14 protein-coding genes are annotated in these 18,831 nt (G+C 33.7%); 7 read left to right on the forward strand and 7 right to left on the reverse strand.

The features are described from left to right. Positions 1-18: 18 nt before the first annotated feature. The 3 genes from OZP06_RS00385 to OZP06_RS00395 all read left to right on the forward strand — a co-directional run bounded on the left by OZP06_RS00385 (position 19) and on the right by OZP06_RS00395 (position 3,469). Positions 19-1,059, forward strand: coding sequence for a sensor histidine kinase (locus OZP06_RS00385; protein ID WP_281324077.1), 1,041 nt, complete (start codon positions 19-21; stop codon positions 1,057-1,059). Further along, positions 1,049-1,816 carry a LytTR family DNA-binding domain-containing protein gene (locus OZP06_RS00390; protein WP_269223144.1) on the forward strand — a complete coding sequence of 256 codons (768 nt, stop codon included), beginning with the start codon at positions 1,049-1,051 and terminating at the stop codon, positions 1,814-1,816. The genes OZP06_RS00385 and OZP06_RS00390 overlap by 11 nt, the downstream gene beginning before the upstream one ends. A gap of 114 nt (positions 1,817-1,930) precedes the next feature. Beyond that, positions 1,931-3,469 carry a subtype B tannase gene (locus OZP06_RS00395; RefSeq protein WP_269223145.1) on the forward strand — a complete coding sequence of 513 codons (1,539 nt, stop codon included), beginning with the start codon at positions 1,931-1,933 and terminating at the stop codon, positions 3,467-3,469. Between the two features lie 67 nt (positions 3,470-3,536). Here the strand turns inward: OZP06_RS00395 and OZP06_RS00400 are convergent, their stop codons facing one another. The 6 genes from OZP06_RS00400 to OZP06_RS00425 all read right to left on the reverse strand — a co-directional run bounded on the left by OZP06_RS00400 (position 3,537) and on the right by OZP06_RS00425 (position 10,274). Then, the gene (locus OZP06_RS00400; RefSeq protein ID WP_281239402.1) at positions 3,537-4,508 is read right to left on the reverse strand and encodes an MlaD family protein; all 972 of its coding nucleotides are present in this window, start codon (positions 4,506-4,508) and stop codon (positions 3,537-3,539) included. 95 nt (positions 4,509-4,603) lie between these two features. Next, positions 4,604-5,356, reverse strand: coding sequence for an ATP-binding cassette domain-containing protein (locus OZP06_RS00405; RefSeq protein ID WP_281239401.1), 753 nt, complete (start codon positions 5,354-5,356; stop codon positions 4,604-4,606). Between the two features lie 4 nt (positions 5,357-5,360). Further along, on the reverse strand, positions 5,361-6,143 hold the full coding sequence (locus OZP06_RS00410; protein ID WP_269223147.1) for an ABC transporter permease: 783 nt from the start codon (positions 6,141-6,143) through the stop codon (positions 5,361-5,363). A gap of 102 nt (positions 6,144-6,245) precedes the next feature. After that, positions 6,246-6,539 carry a chaperone modulator CbpM gene (locus OZP06_RS00415; RefSeq protein ID WP_269223148.1) on the reverse strand — a complete coding sequence of 98 codons (294 nt, stop codon included), beginning with the start codon at positions 6,537-6,539 and terminating at the stop codon, positions 6,246-6,248. Next, the gene (locus OZP06_RS00420) at positions 6,536-7,429 is read right to left on the reverse strand and encodes a J domain-containing protein (RefSeq protein ID WP_269223149.1); all 894 of its coding nucleotides are present in this window, start codon (positions 7,427-7,429) and stop codon (positions 6,536-6,538) included. Before OZP06_RS00420 ends, OZP06_RS00415 begins: the two co-directional genes overlap by 4 nt. Before the next feature lie 196 nt (positions 7,430-7,625). Continuing rightward, a complete protein-coding gene (locus tag OZP06_RS00425) occupies positions 7,626-10,274 on the reverse strand; it encodes a patatin-like phospholipase family protein (protein WP_269223150.1) in 2,649 nt (882 codons plus the stop codon). A gap of 204 nt (positions 10,275-10,478) precedes the next feature. On the opposite strand from OZP06_RS00425, the gene OZP06_RS00430 reads away from it, so the two are divergent. From OZP06_RS00430 to fumC, 3 genes are all read left to right on the forward strand, one after another. Beyond that, positions 10,479-13,190, forward strand: coding sequence for a pitrilysin family protein (locus OZP06_RS00430; protein ID WP_281324078.1), 2,712 nt, complete (start codon positions 10,479-10,481; stop codon positions 13,188-13,190). 407 nt (positions 13,191-13,597) lie between these two features. After that, on the forward strand, positions 13,598-14,008 hold the full coding sequence (locus tag OZP06_RS00435; protein WP_269223153.1) for a hypothetical protein: 411 nt from the start codon (positions 13,598-13,600) through the stop codon (positions 14,006-14,008). A 69-nt stretch (positions 14,009-14,077) separates the two neighbouring features. After that, a complete protein-coding gene (fumC, locus tag OZP06_RS00440; RefSeq protein ID WP_269223154.1) occupies positions 14,078-15,463 on the forward strand; it encodes a class II fumarate hydratase in 1,386 nt (461 codons plus the stop codon). A gap of 370 nt (positions 15,464-15,833) precedes the next feature. Here the strand turns inward: fumC and OZP06_RS00445 are convergent, their stop codons facing one another. After that, entirely contained in the window at positions 15,834-17,036 is a 1,203-nt protein-coding gene (locus tag OZP06_RS00445; RefSeq protein ID WP_269223155.1) for an NAD(P)-dependent oxidoreductase, read from the reverse strand. A 242-nt stretch (positions 17,037-17,278) separates the two neighbouring features. Between OZP06_RS00445 and OZP06_RS00450 the strand changes: the two genes are divergently transcribed. Then, on the forward strand, positions 17,279-18,487 hold the full coding sequence (locus tag OZP06_RS00450; RefSeq protein ID WP_269223156.1) for a serine hydrolase domain-containing protein: 1,209 nt from the start codon (positions 17,279-17,281) through the stop codon (positions 18,485-18,487). The last annotated feature ends 344 nt before the right edge of the window (positions 18,488-18,831 follow it).

Here is an 18,831-nt window from a genome sequence, read left to right on the forward strand (position 1 = left end):
CCTAAATTTATCTGCAAGATGTTACGTCTTGCAGATTTTTATGCTATGTATAAATTCCCTACAAAAACATTCTTTTTCCTTGCCCTGGCTATAGCCATTCTATTGTCGTTATCACCTATGCTAATTTTAATTGCACATCACAGCAATTATGAGATTTTGGATAAAGTGATCTTGTTTGCTACAGCTTTTTTTATCACTTTTTGTAATTTATTTTTCCAAAATTGGTTACAATCTAAGGAGGTTACGGTTTGGAGAAGGGTTTGGCTTACTGCAGTGCTAAATTTTATTTTATTTGGGATTAATATAATGATTAGAATTCCATTTTGGAACAAGATTTTTTTAAACAAACCACCCTTTGCAGTCATTGCTGGAATAGATCTAGTACGTCATGCGATTATTGTGCTAGTTACTTTTTGGGTGGTTTCTTTTTTAAGAAAAATGGCAGCCGAGTCCACGTATAAAATCAAAGTGCGAGACTTAGAAAACCAAACCTTGCAGTTGCAATTAAAAAATTTAACGGCTCAGTTACAACCGCATTTCTTTTTTAATAGTTTGAATGTTTTGGCCGAATTAATTCATATCGATGTTCAAAAAAGCGATCAGTACATTCAGCATTTATCCAATATTTTTCGGTATGTTTTAACCAATCAAGAAAGAGCAATTATTGACTTAGAAGAAGAAATTAACTTTGTTTCTTCCTATTTATTTCTTTTAAAAATTCGATTCGATACTACCATAACGGTGACTCAAACACTAACCGATGCCAGTGCTTTTTCGATTCCTTCATTGTGTACTTTAGTGGTTTTAGAAAATATCGTCAAACACAATAATGTGGAGCATATGAAAATAACTATTTCGTTATCAAGCGATAAGTCCTATTTTGTAATCGCTAATTCATTAAACAAAAAAAACAGTATCGAAGTCGATAGTTTAGGAATTGGATTGGCCAATATTGAAAAAAGATGTCAGTTGTTGCTCCAAAAATCGATCCTAATTCAAGAAACAGATAGCTTATTTGAAGTGAAAATTCCATTAAAAATCAAGGAAAATGAATTTTAAAATCATCATCATTGAGGACGAAAAGTTAGCCGTTACTCGCATCAAAAGAATGCTCAACGAACTCGAAGATTCCTTCGAAATTGTGACGGAAATTAAAAGTGTAAAAGAAGGCATGGAGTGGTTTGCGGCCAATGAAAATAAACCTTTGGATTTCATTTTATCCGACATACAGTTGTTAGACGGGATTTCATTTGAAATATTCGAGCGATTTTCGATCACAACGCCAATTATTTTTACCACTGCTTATGATGAATATTTGCTAAAAGCTTTTAAAAATTATGGAATTGAATATCTTTTGAAGCCTTTTTCGAATAAAGAATTGAGTTCGGCTATCGAAAAATTCAAAAGCTTAAAAAAAGCTCCCTCTCCTTCATTACAATTTTCTGAAGAGCTATTTCGAGAACTTTTGAAAAACAAAGAAAATAAGTTTCCCACTTTAATTTCTTATGCTAGAGACAAGATTATTCCCGTAAAAACAGAAGACGTGGTGTACTTTAGTTTGAGTCATCAGTCCGTTTTTGCGCATACAGAAAATCATAAATGGTTGTTAAATGAGAGTTTAAACCAGATCGAAGACCTATTACCGCGACATCATTTTTATAGAGCCAACAGACAATTCATTATTCAAAGAAAGTACATAAAAGAAATTGAAAACTATTTTGGAGGCAAACTAAAAATTTTGGCCACCATAAAACACGAAGAAATACTGATTAGCAAAGATAACTGCAAAGATTTTAAAGATTGGTTAAAAGGGTAGCGTTTCTGCTAAATGGTTGAAATGTTGCATCAACAATAAAAAGAGCAGTGCATCAATGTGCTGCAGAATATACACTCGGAAATAAATAGTTTCTTTAAACTTAAATTTAAAAATATGAAAAAAACAATCATTTTGTGTGCAATAAGTATAGGCAGTATTGCTACTGCAAAAGCACAATCCCAAGCGGTTAGTTTGAAATTGGACACCAGTACATTTCAATCACAAGAATTAACAATCGAAGGAAAAACGATCAAAGTAAGAGCCTTTGAAAATAGGATTTATGTAAGCAATCCAGTAGATACGGCGTATCAAAAAATGAATATTTATATCCCTGAAGCCTACTTTAACAATCAAACGGTAAATGGCTATACCGCTCAAACTGCCCCTATTTTCTTTCCAAATAAAGTTGGAGGATACATGCCCGCCAAACCAGCCACGACCAAAGATAACCCGATGGGAATGCGTCCACCCATGAACGGCGAAATGCCTACTATGGGCAACAGACCGCCAGAAGGATTACCTCCGATGAGAGAAAGAATGCCATCAAAACCGTTGACTGTTGTTGCTGCATTAGCCAGAGGATATGTAGTAGCTTCGCCGGGAGTGAGGGGAAGAACTTTAAAAGATCAAAACGGGAATTTCACAGGTAAAGCACCTGCGGGAATTGTAGATTTGAAAGCTGCGGTTCGCTATTTAAAATTTAATGATGCTGTAATGCCTGGCGATGCCAACAAAATAATTTCAAACGGAACGAGTGCGGGTGGCGCCATGTCTACCTTGTTAGGAGCTACCGGAGAGGCCTTAGATTATGAGCCTTATTTGAATGCTATTGGTGCGGCAAAGGCGAGTGACGCTATTTTTGCAGTATCCGCTTACTGTCCGATCACCAATCTAGAACAAGCTGATATGACGTACGAATGGCAATTCAACGGAATAAATACCTATAAAAAAGGAGGGCCATTTGCCAAAAACAATGCGCAACCACAAGAATTGACAGCTGATCAAATAAAAGTATCCAACGAATTAAAGGAGTTATTCCTTGACTATTTAAATAGTTTACAGCTAAAAGATAAAAAGGGCAACCTACTGTCATTGGACAAAAACGGGAATGGTACGTTTAAAACCTTAGTTCAATCGTATGTGATGGCATCTGCCCAAAAAGCACTAGATTCGGGTGTTGATTTATCTGAATTTCCATTTGTAAAGGTAGCCCAATCAAAAGTAGTGGGACTAGATTACGAAGCGTATTTAATCTTTATAGGCCGACAAAAAACACCGCCCGCTTTTGATGCTTTAGACCTTTCAAGTCCAGAAACGCAACTTTTTGGAACCACAACAATCGATAACCAACATTTTACGCCATTTAGTAAAACACATTCAACCGTTACAGCAACCACTGCTGATGATCAATTGGTAAAAATGATGAACCCGATGCACTACATTGGTGTTTCGGGAGTGGCGACTTCTAAGCATTGGCGCATTCGACACGGGTCTAATGACAAAGATACAGGACTTGGTATTTCGGTGATGTTAGCTACTTTATTAGAAAACAATAATCTTCAAGTAGACTTAGCATTACCTTGGCAAAAACCGCATAGTGGCGATTACGATTTGGAAGAATTGTTTCAATGGATCGACGGAATTTGTAAATAGGTTTTTTAGCTCTTTTTTTACAGATATATCAAATTTAAAAAGAAATTCGAATAGTAATCAATAATAACTATTCGAATTTCTTTTTTTCCTTTTCTTGTTTTTTGAAATAGCCTCTCAATAAAAAACTGTGTTTCATAGCTTCTAAATCTTCATTTAGCAGAATAGTCGCTTTATTAAGGTTTGTCATAGTGGAATCTATTTTTTTGACCAAATGAGGATCATTAGACAAATAATTGATTGCGCCATCTCCGTTTTTGATATTCAAAACCGTGGTATTTAAATTGGTTACCACTTTGTTTATCTCTTGACTTGATTGGTCCAAATTGACTACGATTGTTTTTATTTTTTGGGCTACAGCAGGATCATTTAAAACCCCTATCACACTGTTTTTATTTCCCAAAGCCATAACTGTTTTATTAAGATTCTCTACAACATCACTTGTTCCTTTACTTGTCATTTTAAGATAATTCATGGTTTGTTTCAAATCGGATGCCATAAGAGTATCATTGACCAATGTTCCCAATGTTCCTTTTCCTTGCGTTATCTCTTTAGTGATTTTTAGCAAATCTGCGGTGAGTAAAGCCGCATTTTTATTGGTTACACTCAATGTGTTTAATAATTCCTCCGTACGAACACGATCTGAGGATTGTATGACATCACCGGGTTGAATTTGTTGTTGATCCCCCTTCCCTGGCATTATATTAATTACCATACTCCCAACCAAACCATCTGAACCTATGCTTGCCAAAGCATTTTTTTTAATATGTGGAAAAATAGATTTATCAATAATCATATCTACATTGATAGTCGTATCATTTACCATTTCGATCGCTCGAACGGTTCCAATATTAACTCCTGAATAGCGAACATTGTTGCCTAATTGTAATCCATTAACATTACTAAAAATGGCTGTAATATGATCTGTACTCCCAAACATTTTTTGCTTGTTGCCAATAAAATAAACTACTAGAACAAAAAGCATTAATCCTGAAATAACAAAAAAGCCCAATTTAATTTTCTCTGAAGCAGTTTTTTCCATTTTATTTATATTAGTTTCTAAATCACTAAGATTATAAGTTACTAAGATTAAATTACTTGCATTTTTGCAGCTTAATAGCTTAGGCGCTTAGCCTCTCATTTAAAGAATGCTTGTACTTTTGGATCTTTGGAGCTTAATAATGCTTCATAAGTTCCTTCGGCATAATTAATTCCGTCAATTAATAAAATCATTCGATTGGATATCATTCTAGCACAATCGACATCATGTGTTATAATTATGGATGATGTATTGTATTTTTTTTGAACGGATACCATTAGCATTAAAATTTCTTTTGAGGTAATTGGATCCAATCCTGTTGTAGGTTCATCGTATAAAATAATTTTTGGTTTCAAAATTAAGGTTCTGGCCAAAGCAATTCTGCGCTTCATCCCACCTGAAAGTTCATTGGGCATCAAATTCATTGTATTTACCAATCCTACACTTTCTAAAGCTTCCATTACCAAGGGTGTCGTATCATTTATGAATCCAAATTTTTTGGTGTGTCGCCGCAAAGGAAATTCCAAATTTTCCCGTACCGACATGGAATCATATAAAGCGCTCCCTTGAAAAAGGAAGCCTACTTCTGTCCTGAGTTCATCAAGTGTCTCTCTAGAAAGTTGTTTGATATCTTTTCCCATTACTTCAATACTTCCCGCATCTGCTTCTTCCAATCCTATGAGGCATTTAATCATCACCGATTTTCCTGAACCCGATTTTCCCATGACCACTAAATTTTCTCCTTGAAATAATTCTAGATTGAATCCATCCAAAACACAATTGGTACCAAAGCTTTTTTTCAAATCTTTGATGACAACTATGGCTTTTGTGTTTTTACTATTTGATTCCATTGGACTAGACATCATAAAAAATATTAGATACAAAAACAGCAATAAAATCAATTATAAAAAGTAACATCGATGAAAAAACAACAGCAGAATTAGCTGCTAACCCAACTCCTGCCGTTCCTTTTTTGCAATAATACCCTTTAAAACAACCAACTAATCCTATTGCAAAACCAAAAAAGAAAGTTTTTATGGTAGAAGGGATGACATCAAAAAATTCCAGATGATTGAAAACCTGAGTAAAATATAACAAAAGCGAGACATCTCCTTTTAAATTTTCGACCAAAAAGGAACCCAAAAGCGCCACACCATCTCCAATAAATACTAAAATTGGCAACATCAAAGTGGTTGCTAAAATCCTGGTAACCACTAAATATTTAAAGGGATTGGTTCCCGAAACTTCCATTGCGTCTATTTGTTCCGTCACACGCATAGAGCCCAATTCGGCTCCGATTCCTGAGCCAATTCGTCCCGCACAAATCAAAGCAGTGATAATAGGTCCAATTTCTCTAAGAATAGAAACGCTTACCATCGCTGGAATCCAAGAAACGGCACCAAATTGTTGCAAAGTAGGACGAGATTGCAAAGTAAAAACCAATCCAATAATAAAACCCGTTACGCCAACTAATAACAAAGAACGGTTTCCCATATTATAACATTGTCGGAGGAATTCTTTAAATTCTAATGGCGGCTTGAAAACTTCTTTGAAAAAACGACCAGCAAAATCCGAAAGTTCACCAATTTCAAGGAGAAAACTTTTGAATGCTTCAATGATTCTAGAAATAGTATTCATTCTATTTTGTGATTAATTTCTATTGAGAATGCTATTCAACTTTACTTATATCCATTAATTTTCAATGCCGTACTCCATATCCATTGAAATATATTTTTCTTTTTAATTCTCAAATAATCGAAGTCGGTTATGAGTTGCAATTAATTCTTTTTGCAAATGATCTATTTTTTGCAAAAGATTAAAAATCACATCAATACCTTCTGGATTTACTTCCAATTCGTTGTGCAACCGAATCATTCGCTCTAAATTATGCATTTGATTTTCATGTATATAAGGTGACTGTTCCATGATCTCAATTTCTATCAGGCCCAAATCATGAAGATGGTTAAAAAATGATAGCTCTACTTGATAGTGAGCGCTAACTTTTTGCAAAAGGATTTTGTCATCGGTTTTCATAATGTTCTAAGCTTCGCTAGTTCTTCAAATAACTCTTTTTCTTTCTGTATAAGGTTTGTCGGTACCAAAATTTGGTAAGAAATATATAAATCCCCATACTCCCCTTCCCTTTTATATATGGGAAAACCTTTGCCTTTCAATTTTACTTTAGTGCCGTTTTGCGTACCAGGTTTTACAGTTAATTTCACTTTCCCATCAAAGGTATTGGCTGTTATTTCGCCTCCCAAAATGGCAGTGTACACATCCAAATCTACCGTTGAATATAAATTATGTTGATCCAATTTGAAATTGGTATGATTTTCGATATTGAAAGTTAGGTACAAATCCCCTTTTGGTCCTCCACTGGCTCCTTCTCCACCTTGTCCTGGGATCTTTATAACCTGACCATTTTCAACACCCGCTGGAATGGTTAAGCGTATGTTTTTTCCGTTGATAGTAAGCGTGCGTTTGTGAGTAGTATAAACATCTTTCAAGTCCAAATGCAATTCGGCATTAAAATCCTGACCTTTAAAAGCGGTTGTTCGACCTCTGCCTCTTGAAGCTCCTCCTCCAAACATCGATTCAAAAAAATCAGAATAGTCGCCACCACCACCAAAACCAGTTTGTTGACCTCCTTCACTTTGATATCGTTGTTGTTGCTGTCTGGCTTTTTCATATTCCTCACCATGTTCCCAATTTTCGCCATACTGATCGTATTTTTTACGATTCTCAGGATTGCTCAAAACGGCATTGGCTTCATTGAGTTCTTTGAATTTTTTCTCCGCTTCTTTATCGTTGGGATTTAAATCGGGATGGTATTTGCGTGCTAATCTTCGATACGCTTTTTTTACATCCGTTTCAGAAGCGCTTTTATCAATTTCTAATACTTTATAATAATCTATAAATGCCATTTTACAATAATTTAGATGCAAATTTTATTTAAAAAAAAACAAACATTTCACACTCAAATTTAAGCATTTTTAGGGATTAAAACTATGATATACAACGTAAAACAGTAAATTTTACAAATAAAAAAAGGGACTAAAACTATTTGAATATAAAAGCCCTTTATTACAAATAGAATGTGTTTTTTGCTACTCTATAACATTACTTCATTTCACCCATTTTATTGTACCATGGATTAATAAATACTAGGTATAAATTTGAGATGGCCCAACCAACAGTGATTAATAAAAAGAAGCCTATTTTTTTCTTCACTACCGTTTCAATATTGATGACATTTGCCAAAAACTTAGATAAAAATCCAATTAAAAAAACAATCAATGTGAATCCAATAAAATTGTAGGTAATATCTATTTGGCCCCAAGGTTTTGCATTATTCCAATTCAATATTAAATAACTAAGTAAGAAAATCAAGAGCAATCCCCCAATGAATAATACAGAGAATCGCAACCACTTTGACATTCTTACTATCTTAAATGGCACAAAACAACTTACTTTTAATTGATTTACCAATTGTTTTTCTTTTGCAGGAATAGAACAAAACTCAGCCACTTTTAAGAAATCCCAATTCTCATTCTTTACATTAAAAGAGTTACTCTCATGCATCATTTGTTTGTAACCACTATACATTAAAGCATATGCTTCAAGATCATTAAAAGAATCCAGATCAGTTCGAACTTCGCTTAAGCCTTTCTGAATTTTCTTCATCAATCCAAATTTCAACAAAGCATTTTCGTCCTCAATTTCTTTGTCATAACTAATACTTCGATTCACATCGGTACAGTTTATCCAACTCACAGGCAATTGTGCCAACCCGTTTTTTAAATGAACAATAGAAAGTTTATTGACAATTGAAGTGTATTTTCGGGATTTTAAATCCAACAATTGAATTTCACGTAACCGTTCCTGTAATATAGTGTCGACTCTAAAAAACAAAGACATTGCATTTGCTGTATGTACGGCATTGTCAGGCATTTGGGCACTGGCATCGCTTACAATAATTTCGTTGCATTCTTGTTCCAATATCGAAGCAATACCTTGATTGTCATGAACTCCTCCGTCTATTAATTCTAAATCTAAATTTTTATACAACCCTTTTAAAACTAATGGCTGAAATAAAATAGGAACACAAGATGATGCTGCAACTGCATACCCCAATCGGAATTTTTGATATGGTTCTGGAGCATTTTCATAATACATTCTTCTCAAACGGGGTTTTACGTCAAAATCATCTGAAATATAAGTGGGTGGTTCCCCCATCCAAGAAGCGGTAAACTGCCAGTTATGCCCTGTATTTACTGCCGTAGAATTTAAAATGAGTTGAGGAACTTTATTCGATCTTTTCCAATTATCTTCGTTTAATTTAAATTTTAGATCACCAAAAGGAGTAATAAACAAATCACTCATATATATTGGTTTTTCCTCCTTTGAATTTGAATTTTTATAAAAAAGTGGTTTATAAAAATACTCTTCGTACAATTCTCCCAATCGATGGGAACGCGAATACGATTCTCCCTTCCACATTTTGATATTGTCGGAGAAACTAGTTAACAATCGCATTCTCAAGTTTTCTTGAACTGCTGTCAAAAATTCAGATTCAATTTCTTTTACAATTTGGATATAATCTTCTTGAACAATAGCTTCATCGGCTTTACTTTCATACAAATGTTTTATTTTTAAATAATAAAAAGCACCAATAATAGAACCACCTGACACACAAGAAATAACTTCAATATCTTTTAATTTATTTTTTTCGGCCAAAGCTGCCAATACGCCAATATGAAACAAAGCGGCTCTAAAACCACCTCCAGAAAGTCCTATTCCCAACTTATTTTGTTGCTTTGGTTTTTCACTAATTGCAGTCTCTTTATCTTCCAATTGAACATTTAGAGCAATTAAGCATTCCTTAATTAAAATGTCGTCAATTTCATGCTTGTAAAAAGGATCTTTGTTGGTTGATTTTTGATTTTTTTCTAAAGTTTGATAATTGGCCAAATTATAAAGCTGTTTGCTAAAGGATTTTATTTGCCAATTTTCAGTTTTGTCTTGAGTATAAAGTTTAATGAAATGAAGTGCTTTTTTATACATTCGCAAACCAAAAAAAGCTTCAGCCAAAGCCACATAAAGTTTCTCCTTGGCTTCAATTCCATCCTTAAAAATTACTTCTTCGGAATCCATTAAATATCCTTGAATAATCTCTCTTCTAGTCGCCTGAGCGGTTTCAAAACGATCGAGAGTCTCTGAAGTTATTTCAGAAGAATCGGAGAGTCCTTCAAGATTTTCAATTACAATTAATTCATTCAAATGAGCATAATGCACCGCTGTATTAATACAATCTGACTCGGTTTGAATGGTTTTATGGGTTTTATTTTTCCATATCAAGTACCCTTTTTTATAGTAAGCTCTCGATTGCAATAAATTGTGAAACTGATGATCAAACTTCCATTTACTCTTATAAATAGCACCCGCAATTCCGAGAGTTCTGGAATTTTTTGTCTGCTCTAAGTCACAAAAAGATTTGAGTACATTGATGGCTTTATCAAATTTAAAATAGGAAGATAAAGTGCTGTCTTTGTATATATTATCGGCTAAATCCTGATATTTTGATAATTTAATTTCAACGCCTTGATCTTCATTATCCTCTATCTTTTTTAATAAAATTTCTGTAGCATATCCATATTGCTCGTACTGAATCAGGTTTTGGTATAAATAATCAAAATCAATTGCATTTGAAATATCTTCTCCCCTCAAATAATTTTTAGCCCATGCAATTGCTCGCTTTTTATCTTCCATAATAAAAATATTAAACTTTGATTTCCAAACAAATACTTCTCAAATCAACAATTATCGTGAGAAACATTTTATAAAATTAAAAAATAATTACACAATAAGCGAAATTGCCCCAAAACAGTTCTTAAAGTTTTCAAAATAAATGATTATTCTTTCAAAAAAAAATATATTTTTACAATATAAACTTACAACAAACAAATAAATAAAATGAAAAAACTACTTCTTGCCTTTTCATTAGTTACTACTTTAGCAACTAATATTTATGCCCAAGAAGCTACATTTGTCACTTCCGTCGAAGGGATAAAAGAGTATAGCTTGGCCAATGGGATGAAAATTTTATTGATTCCTGATGCATCACAATCGAATGTTGTTGTGAATATTGTTTACGGAGTTGGTTCTCGCCATGAAGGTTATGGAGAATCAGGTATGGCACATTTACTGGAACACATGTTGTTCAAACGTTCTTCAAAATTTACCGATATCAAAAAAACGATAGCCGATAAAGGTGCTCAAGCCAATGGTACCACTTATTATGACCGTACCAATTATTATGAAATTTTACCAGCAACAGATGAAAATCTAAAATGGGCGTTGGAAATGGAAGCTGACAGAATGATGACTTCTGCTATACTTCAATCCGATTTAGACACAGAATTCAGTGTGGTTCGAAATGAGTTTGAAATTGGCGAAAATTACCCTTCTGGTGTTCTGAATGAACGTATACTTTCTACTGCTTATTTATGGCATAATTATGGTAAATCGACCATTGGAAGTAAAGAAGATATCGAAAGGGTTCCTGCTAGTCGTTTAAAATTATTTTATCAAAAATATTACCAACCCAATAATTCAACACTTGTAATTGGAGGTAAATTTGATGAGAAAAAAACACTTACTTGGATCAAAGATTACTTTGCTTCAATTCCAAAATCAAAAACTGAAATTGAGCAAACCTACACCGTTGAGCCTCCACAAGATGGAGAACGCTTTGTAGAATTAAAAAGAAATGGGGATATTCAATATGTTGCTATGGCTTACCACTCCCCTAGCTTTTCGGACAAAGAATATGCAGCCAATAATGCTTTAATTTCAATTTTGACCAATAATCCATCTGGAGTATTATACAAAACATTAGTTGAAACCAAACTAGCAACTAGCGTTTATGGCTATACTGGAACTTTAAAAGATCCAGGGATAAGTTATTTTGCTTGTGAAATTGCCAAAGACAAAGACATCAATACCGTTCAAAAACCATTTTTGGATGCTATGAATGCAGTTACTCAAATGACTTTTACAGAAGACGATTTGAAACGTGCCAAAAATGAATTATTAAAACAATTCGAAAATACGTACAACAAAACTATCAACTTATCAATTGTTATAACAGAATGTATTGGAGCTGGAGACTGGCGTTTGTTTTTTTTAGACAGAGACAATATTGAAAAATTAACGGTTGCTGACATTCAAAACGCAGCCAAAAAATACTATTTACAAAGCAATAGAACTTGGGGCCGTTTTATCCCTGAAACTACGAGCGAAAGAACAAAAGTAAGCGACACTAAAGATATTGCAGCACTTGTTTCGGGTTACAAAGGAAAAGCAATGGAAGCCAACACTGCAACTTTTGAAACTTCGGTTGCCAATATTGTAAAATCAACTGAAGAAGGGAAGTTAGCCTCTGGTGGTAAATATGCTTTATTGGAAAAACCTTCTAAAGGCGATAAAATTGAAGCAAGAATGATTTTGAGAATGGGAGATGAAAAGTCATTAAGCCAAAAATCAATGATTGCCAATTTAACAGCTGGCATGTTAAAATTAGGAACTAAAACCAGAAGCAAAAAAGACATCAATGATCAACTAGACCAATACAAAATCAATCTAAGCCTAGGTGGATCAGTAGACGGTTTATTTGTGAGAGTGAGCACGGACAAAGCCAATTTAAGCAATGCTTTAAACTTGGTGCAGGACATTTTAAGAAATCCTTCGTTTGATGCAACTGAATTTGAAAAATTAAAACTAGAAACCAAAAGCGGACTAGAAGCCAATCAAAACGATCCTCAAGCAGTTGCTAGTGAAGAATTAACAAAAATTACTACGTTATATCCAAAAACGCATCCGTATTACTCGGAAACTACCGTGGAGAGTTTGGCTACTTTAAACAAGATTACACTTGAAGATGTAAAAAATTATTATGCTGCTTTTTATGGTGGATCCAACAGTATTTCATCATTTGTTGGCGGAATAGACAAACCGGTTATTTTAAAGTTCTTAAACAGTACATTTGAAAATTGGAAACCTAAAACAGGGTACAAAAGAATTTCTACTCAATATTTTGATACCAAATCGGGAGACAAAACTATTCAGATTAATGACAAAACCAATGCCGTTTTATTTGGTAAAATCAATTTGAATATTGGAGAAAAAAATCCAGATTATCCTGCAGTAGAAATGGCTAACGAATTACTGGGTGGAGGAGCTTTCTTGTCGTCTAGAATTCCGCAACGCTTGCGCGAAACTGAAGGTTTAAGTTATGGTGCTGGATCTTATATTCAAGCAAATGCTATTGATCCTACAACAGAATGGGGATTGTATGCTTTTTATAACCCTACAATGAAAGAAAAGTTGATTGCTGCTTTGAATGAAGAAATACAAAAAGCAATTGCCAAAGGATTTACCAAAGAAGAATTTGACAATTCCCTAAAATCATGGTTGCAAGGCAGACAAACAATGCTTGGAACAGATGATTTTTTGGTTCGTGAATTAAGAGAAAATATGGATTTAGGTAAAACTTTTAAAGACTACGAAGATTTTGAAAACAAAGTAAAAAGCTTAGATGTTCAAAAAGTAAATGCAGCTTTGGTTAAATATTTTGATCCTAAAAAATTAGTAATTGTAAATGCAGGTGATTTTGTAAAAAAATAGTTTTTTTTAAGTTGCTAAGAAACTAACATTCTAAGTTACTACTATAAATCACAGTTTTGAATAATTAAATAAAGTTCAAAATTGTTAAAAGGTATTGAGAAATCAGTACCTTTTTTTGTTTTGTTTTATAAAAAAACAGACTAAAAAAACATTTGTCTAAGTTATTACATGATATGAAAAAAGAACAATTGCTATTTACTATTACTTTTCTTAATAATCTGATAATTAATTTATTAACACCAAAACAAACATCCTTATGAGATTAAAATTCATTCTTATTTTGTAAATTTATAATACTAATTTTTATTGCCAAAAATTATTGTCATAGCAATACAATGATTACAAGAGCTTTAAAAAACTAAATAAGCAGAATCTTGAGTACATTTTAATTTTAAAAAAATAAAGTCATGAAAAAACAAACTGGAATATGGATTGACTCATCAAAAGCTATAATCGTTACTCTTGATGGTGAAAAACAAAAAATATCTGAAATCGAATCTAATTTAGAAAACAAAATATACCATGAAAAAGAGGGAAGTAAAGGAACCTTCAATGGAAGTCATCATGGCAGTGACGAAAATAAATTTGATAAAAAACGAAAAAATGAAACAAATCAATTTCTTAAAAATATTCTTTCGAATATAAAATTAGTTGATGAGCTATATATTTTTGGGCCTGCTGAAACCAAAATAAAATTAGAACAAAAAATAAACACCGATAAATCATTCGATTCAAGCAAACTAAAATTGGTTGAAAATGCAGAAAGTAACTTAACCACGAATCAGATTGTAGCAAAAGTAAAAAAATTCTATCATTGAAAAAGGATTAGCTTTGTTGAACACAAGGGATAGTAAGGATATTCAATTCCAATATGATAAAACATTGAAATGAAATATAGAATCGAAAAAGACACTATGGGAGAAGTCCAAGTTCCAATTGATAAATATTGGGGTGCACAAACGGAACGCTCCAGAAATAATTTTAAAATTGGTACACCTGCATCCATGCCAAAAGCAATTATTGAAGGTTTTGCCTATCTCAAAAAAGCGGCTGCCTATACCAATTGTGAATTGGGTTTTTTGTCTGTTGAAAAACGAGATTACATTGCCTTGGTATGCGATGAAATTCTTTCGGGACAACTTCCTGACGAATTTCCACTTGTAATTTGGCAAACTGGTTCAGGTACACAAAGCAACATGAATGTCAATGAAGTCATTGCTAATCGTGCTCAAGTACTGAAAAGATTAAACATTACTGAAGATGAGCCTTTTATCAAAGCCAACGATGATGTCAATAAATCGCAATCGTCCAATGATACTTTTCCAACAGCCATGCATATTGCGGCTTATAAAATTGTGGTTGAAAATACCCTTCCAAATGTTGAAAAATTAAGAGACACACTTCAAGAAAAAGCAATAGCATTTCAATCTGTAGTCAAAATAGGCCGTACTCATTTAATGGACGCGACTCCGCTTACTTTGGGTCAAGAGATTTCGGGTTATGTTGCACAATTAAATTATGGCCTGAAAGCAATAAAAAACACATTGGAACATTTATCCCAAATTGCTTTGGGCGGAACCGCTGTAGGAACCGGATTGAATGCGCCAAAAGGATATGACACAAAAGTTGCCGAATATATAGCTGCGTTTACTGGACACCCTTTTGTAACAGCACCCAATAAATTTGAAGCTTTGGCAGCTCATGATGCTATAGTAGAAACACATGGCGCATTGAAACAATTGGCAATTTCTTTGAACAAAATAGCCAATGATATCCGAATGCTCGCCTCTGGTCCAAGATCTGGAATCGGAGAACTTTTAATTCCAGAAAATGAACCTGGCTCCTCTATTATGCCAGGAAAAGTTAATCCAACTCAATGCGAAGCGCTTACTATGGTTTGTGCTCAAGTAATGGGAAATGATGTTGCCATAACCATTGGAGGCATGCAAGGGCATTATGAATTGAATGTCTTTAAACCCATGATGGCGGCCAACTTCCTGCAATCGGCTCAATTATTAGGAGATGCCTGTCTGTCTTTTGATTTGCATTGCGCACAAGGAATTGAACCCAACTACAAACGAATTAAGGAATTGGTCACTAATTCTTTAATGCTTGTTACTGCATTAAATACCAAAATCGGATATTATAAGTCGGCCGAAATAGCTCAAACCGCACATAAAAATGGAACAACACTTAAAGAAGAAGCCGTTCGATTGGGTTATGTAACGCCCGAAGAATTTGATGCATGGGTTAAACCAGAGGGTATGGTTTAGATTTTAGATTGTAGATTTTAGAATGTAGAATACAGAAAATAGAAAATAGAGAAGAGGAAATAGAACTTTTGGAAGATCACAAAGCTATTGCGTAATTACAGTTCACTCGTTTTCCTGGAAGCTCTTGCGTACGCGTGAGTGGTAGCAGCTAGCTACCGAAGTAGCGCGGATAACACGACAGCATTAAGGGAAAGAGCCGAATAAGCGATCCTATAAGTTGGCTCTTTTCCTTAATGGTGGCACGCCCAAACGAGCTTTAGTGAACCAAAGAACTAAATGATTTTGAAAACAGCTATATACTAAAAAACCTGTAAATCTATACGTTTACAGGTTTCTGTTTTATAATTCAATTTTTTAAAATTTACTTTTTTTATTTACCGTCAACATAATCTTGTAAATAGCTGAAACGCTCGGTAAGTTTTCCATTTTCGGTCATTTTTGCTCTATGGAGGATTCCATCTTTGTCCCCATTGAAAAAAGCAGGAAGCACATATTCTGAAAACATTTCGCCAAAACCTTCACTCGCATCTTTTGGCAATTCACAGGGCAAATTGTCTACCGCCATAACCACAATTGCTGCAGGATGAAAAACATCTACTTCTTTATTTTCACTTGGTAAATAGCCATACAAAGGCTCGGCAATTGTAGAAGCTCTTAAAGTACATGCTATTGGACCATTTACATCGCAAGAAACATCTGCGACTACTTTTATATTACAATCATGGGCTTGAAGCATTTCGCGCGTCAAAATTGTAGGCGCATCATTTGCATAAAAATGTCCTGCAATATAGATATCAGACACTTTTGTAAAACGTTCAAAATCGGAAATATATTCTGTTGGATTCTGATGAAAATCAGTAAAATCTAAAACTTGACCGTCCTTTCTTTTATTATAATCTAATACGTCGATCTGTGTATAAACAGGCTGTGTATAGTTTTTGGTCAAATAGTTTTCTACTGAAACTTCTTTGATTTTCATAGCATCCAAAATTTCTTTGGCCCCATTACCTACTTTTCCAGTCCCCGTTACTACAATTTTTAAAGGAGGTAAAATCAATCGTTTCAAATGCATAATCAAGGCATCTTTTCCAGAAAGGGTTTCGGCTTTGAGCATTTTAAACAACTCGAATTTTATTCCAAAGGCTCTAAAAGCATTGTAAGCACCTACAATTCCAGCATAGCGACCAAAACCAATTAATCTTCGGTTATGGGAGTCAACAATGGTTTCATGATCGTACAATTCAATATTTTTTTCGAGAATGGCTTGTAACAACTTTCTATTATAAGGTTGTTTCTTTATGGTATGCGAAAAAAAGAAATAGGCTTTATTGGGAATCAAATTTTCGACTGGAACTTCTTTTACTCCAAAAAGAACATCGCAATCACTCACGTCATTGGTTACCTCAATACCCATATTGTGATATTGGCTATCAGTAAACACCCTAATATCAGAGCTTTCAACCTTAACTGTTGCACCATGATACAACTGCTTCACTTTGGCCAATTCACCTGGTGAGAAAACAACTCTTCTATCTGGCGGGTTCTTTCTTTCTTTTATAATTCCGAACTTCATATTTTGAATTTAAATATATTATTATAACTATATTCGACATATTTGTTACAAATATAACATAATAAACCAAATACCTTCCATTTTATATAAAAATTGAAACGTCGAAAATCTTAAAATAGTGATGATTAAAGAAGTATAAAAAAATACTTTTTTAGCTACAGAACAAAACAGTTGTTAATATTAAAAAAAAACAAAAACAAAACCGCGGGAATCTATATATTTGCTTTTTAAGTACCTCGAAAATGATTTTTATAAAAAAGGCAAATATACTACATTTACTTCTAGTAATGGTAATGGTTGGTTCGTGTAAAAATGAATCAAAAGAAACGACAAAACCAGAAATAAAAGATGCTGATCTTCCAAAGGGCATATTACCCAAAATGAAGCCTTTGGTAAACGAAACTCCAAAACTTACTGCCTCTTATGTTGCAGAAAAGAAAAGGGAAATAGATTCTTTTTATAATAAAAACTGGCCTAATAACAGTATGAATGGTGGCTTTTTGGTTGCTAAAAACGGTCAAATTATCTATGAAAAATATGAAGGTTATGCCAACCTAAGAGATAAAACTCCTATTACTAGCACTACCCCTATCCATATTGCCTCTGTTAGCAAAGTACTTACTGCAACTGCAGTTTTGAAATTGGTAAATGCCAAAAGAATCGATTTGGATCAAAAAGTAACCGATTTTTTACCCGAATTTCCGTATCCTGAAGTAACAATCAGAATGCTATTGAGTCATAGAAGTGGAATGCGCAGTTATGCTTATTTTACCGATCGTGATAAAAATGTTTGGGACAGGCACAATACATTGACCAATCAAGATATTTTAACCATAATGGGGACAAAAAATATTGGTTTGGAGCAAAAAACAGGTACTCGTTTTGCCTATTGCAATACCAATTATGCCATGTTGGCTTTGATTATCGAAAAAGTAACCAAACTTTCTTACCGTGAAGCCATGAGTCAAATCATTTTCAAACCATTGGGAATGTCTAATACTTTTGTGTTGGATTTTGATAAAGACAAACATAATGTAGCGCCATCATACAAAGCAAACCGAGTAGAAATAGGTATCGATTATCTCGATAAAATTTATGGTGACAAAAACATCTACTCGACACCTAGAGATTTATTAAAATTTGATAGAGCAAGAAACTCGCCTTCTTTTTTAGAACCCGAATTGTTAGCCCAAGTGTACACAGGATATAGCAACGAACGAAAAGGAACCAAAAATTATGGTTTGGGAATACGCATGATCAATTGGGATAATGGAAAAAACTTCTATTTTCACAATGGTTGGTGGCATGGATTTACTTCTTCGTATATTCCGTTGAAAGATGAGAATGTAACTATAATTGCTTTGTCCAATAAATTTACAAGAAGTACTTATGCGGTTCGAAAACTATCCGTTTTATTTGGGGATTATCCTTTTAAAATTGAAGATGAATAGAATGAAATTATTAATTTAAGATTGTTTTTTTATTGGTTCTGCCCTCAACTGTGTGGATTTTATCAAATAGAGACTTTTATCAAAATAAAATTTTGATAAATAATAAACCATTAAGGAATTAAGATTATTTAAGGTTACAATTGCTTAATAAATCTTACTTCCTTAATGGTTTAGAGTTTTAAATTTAAAAACCCACACAATTCGTGGTAGAACCTTTTTATTCAATAATGAGATTTAACCCGTTGGGTAAAATTATTTTTACCACATAGAAACCAATGTGGTTTCTTTAAGGAACTCTCAGAGCAAACTCGTTTAGTTTGTCATTTCGACCAGCGGGAGAAATC

The organism is Flavobacterium sp. IMCC34518 (assembly GCF_027111095.2).
GTDB lineage: Bacteria > Bacteroidota > Bacteroidia > Flavobacteriales > Flavobacteriaceae > Flavobacterium > Flavobacterium praedii.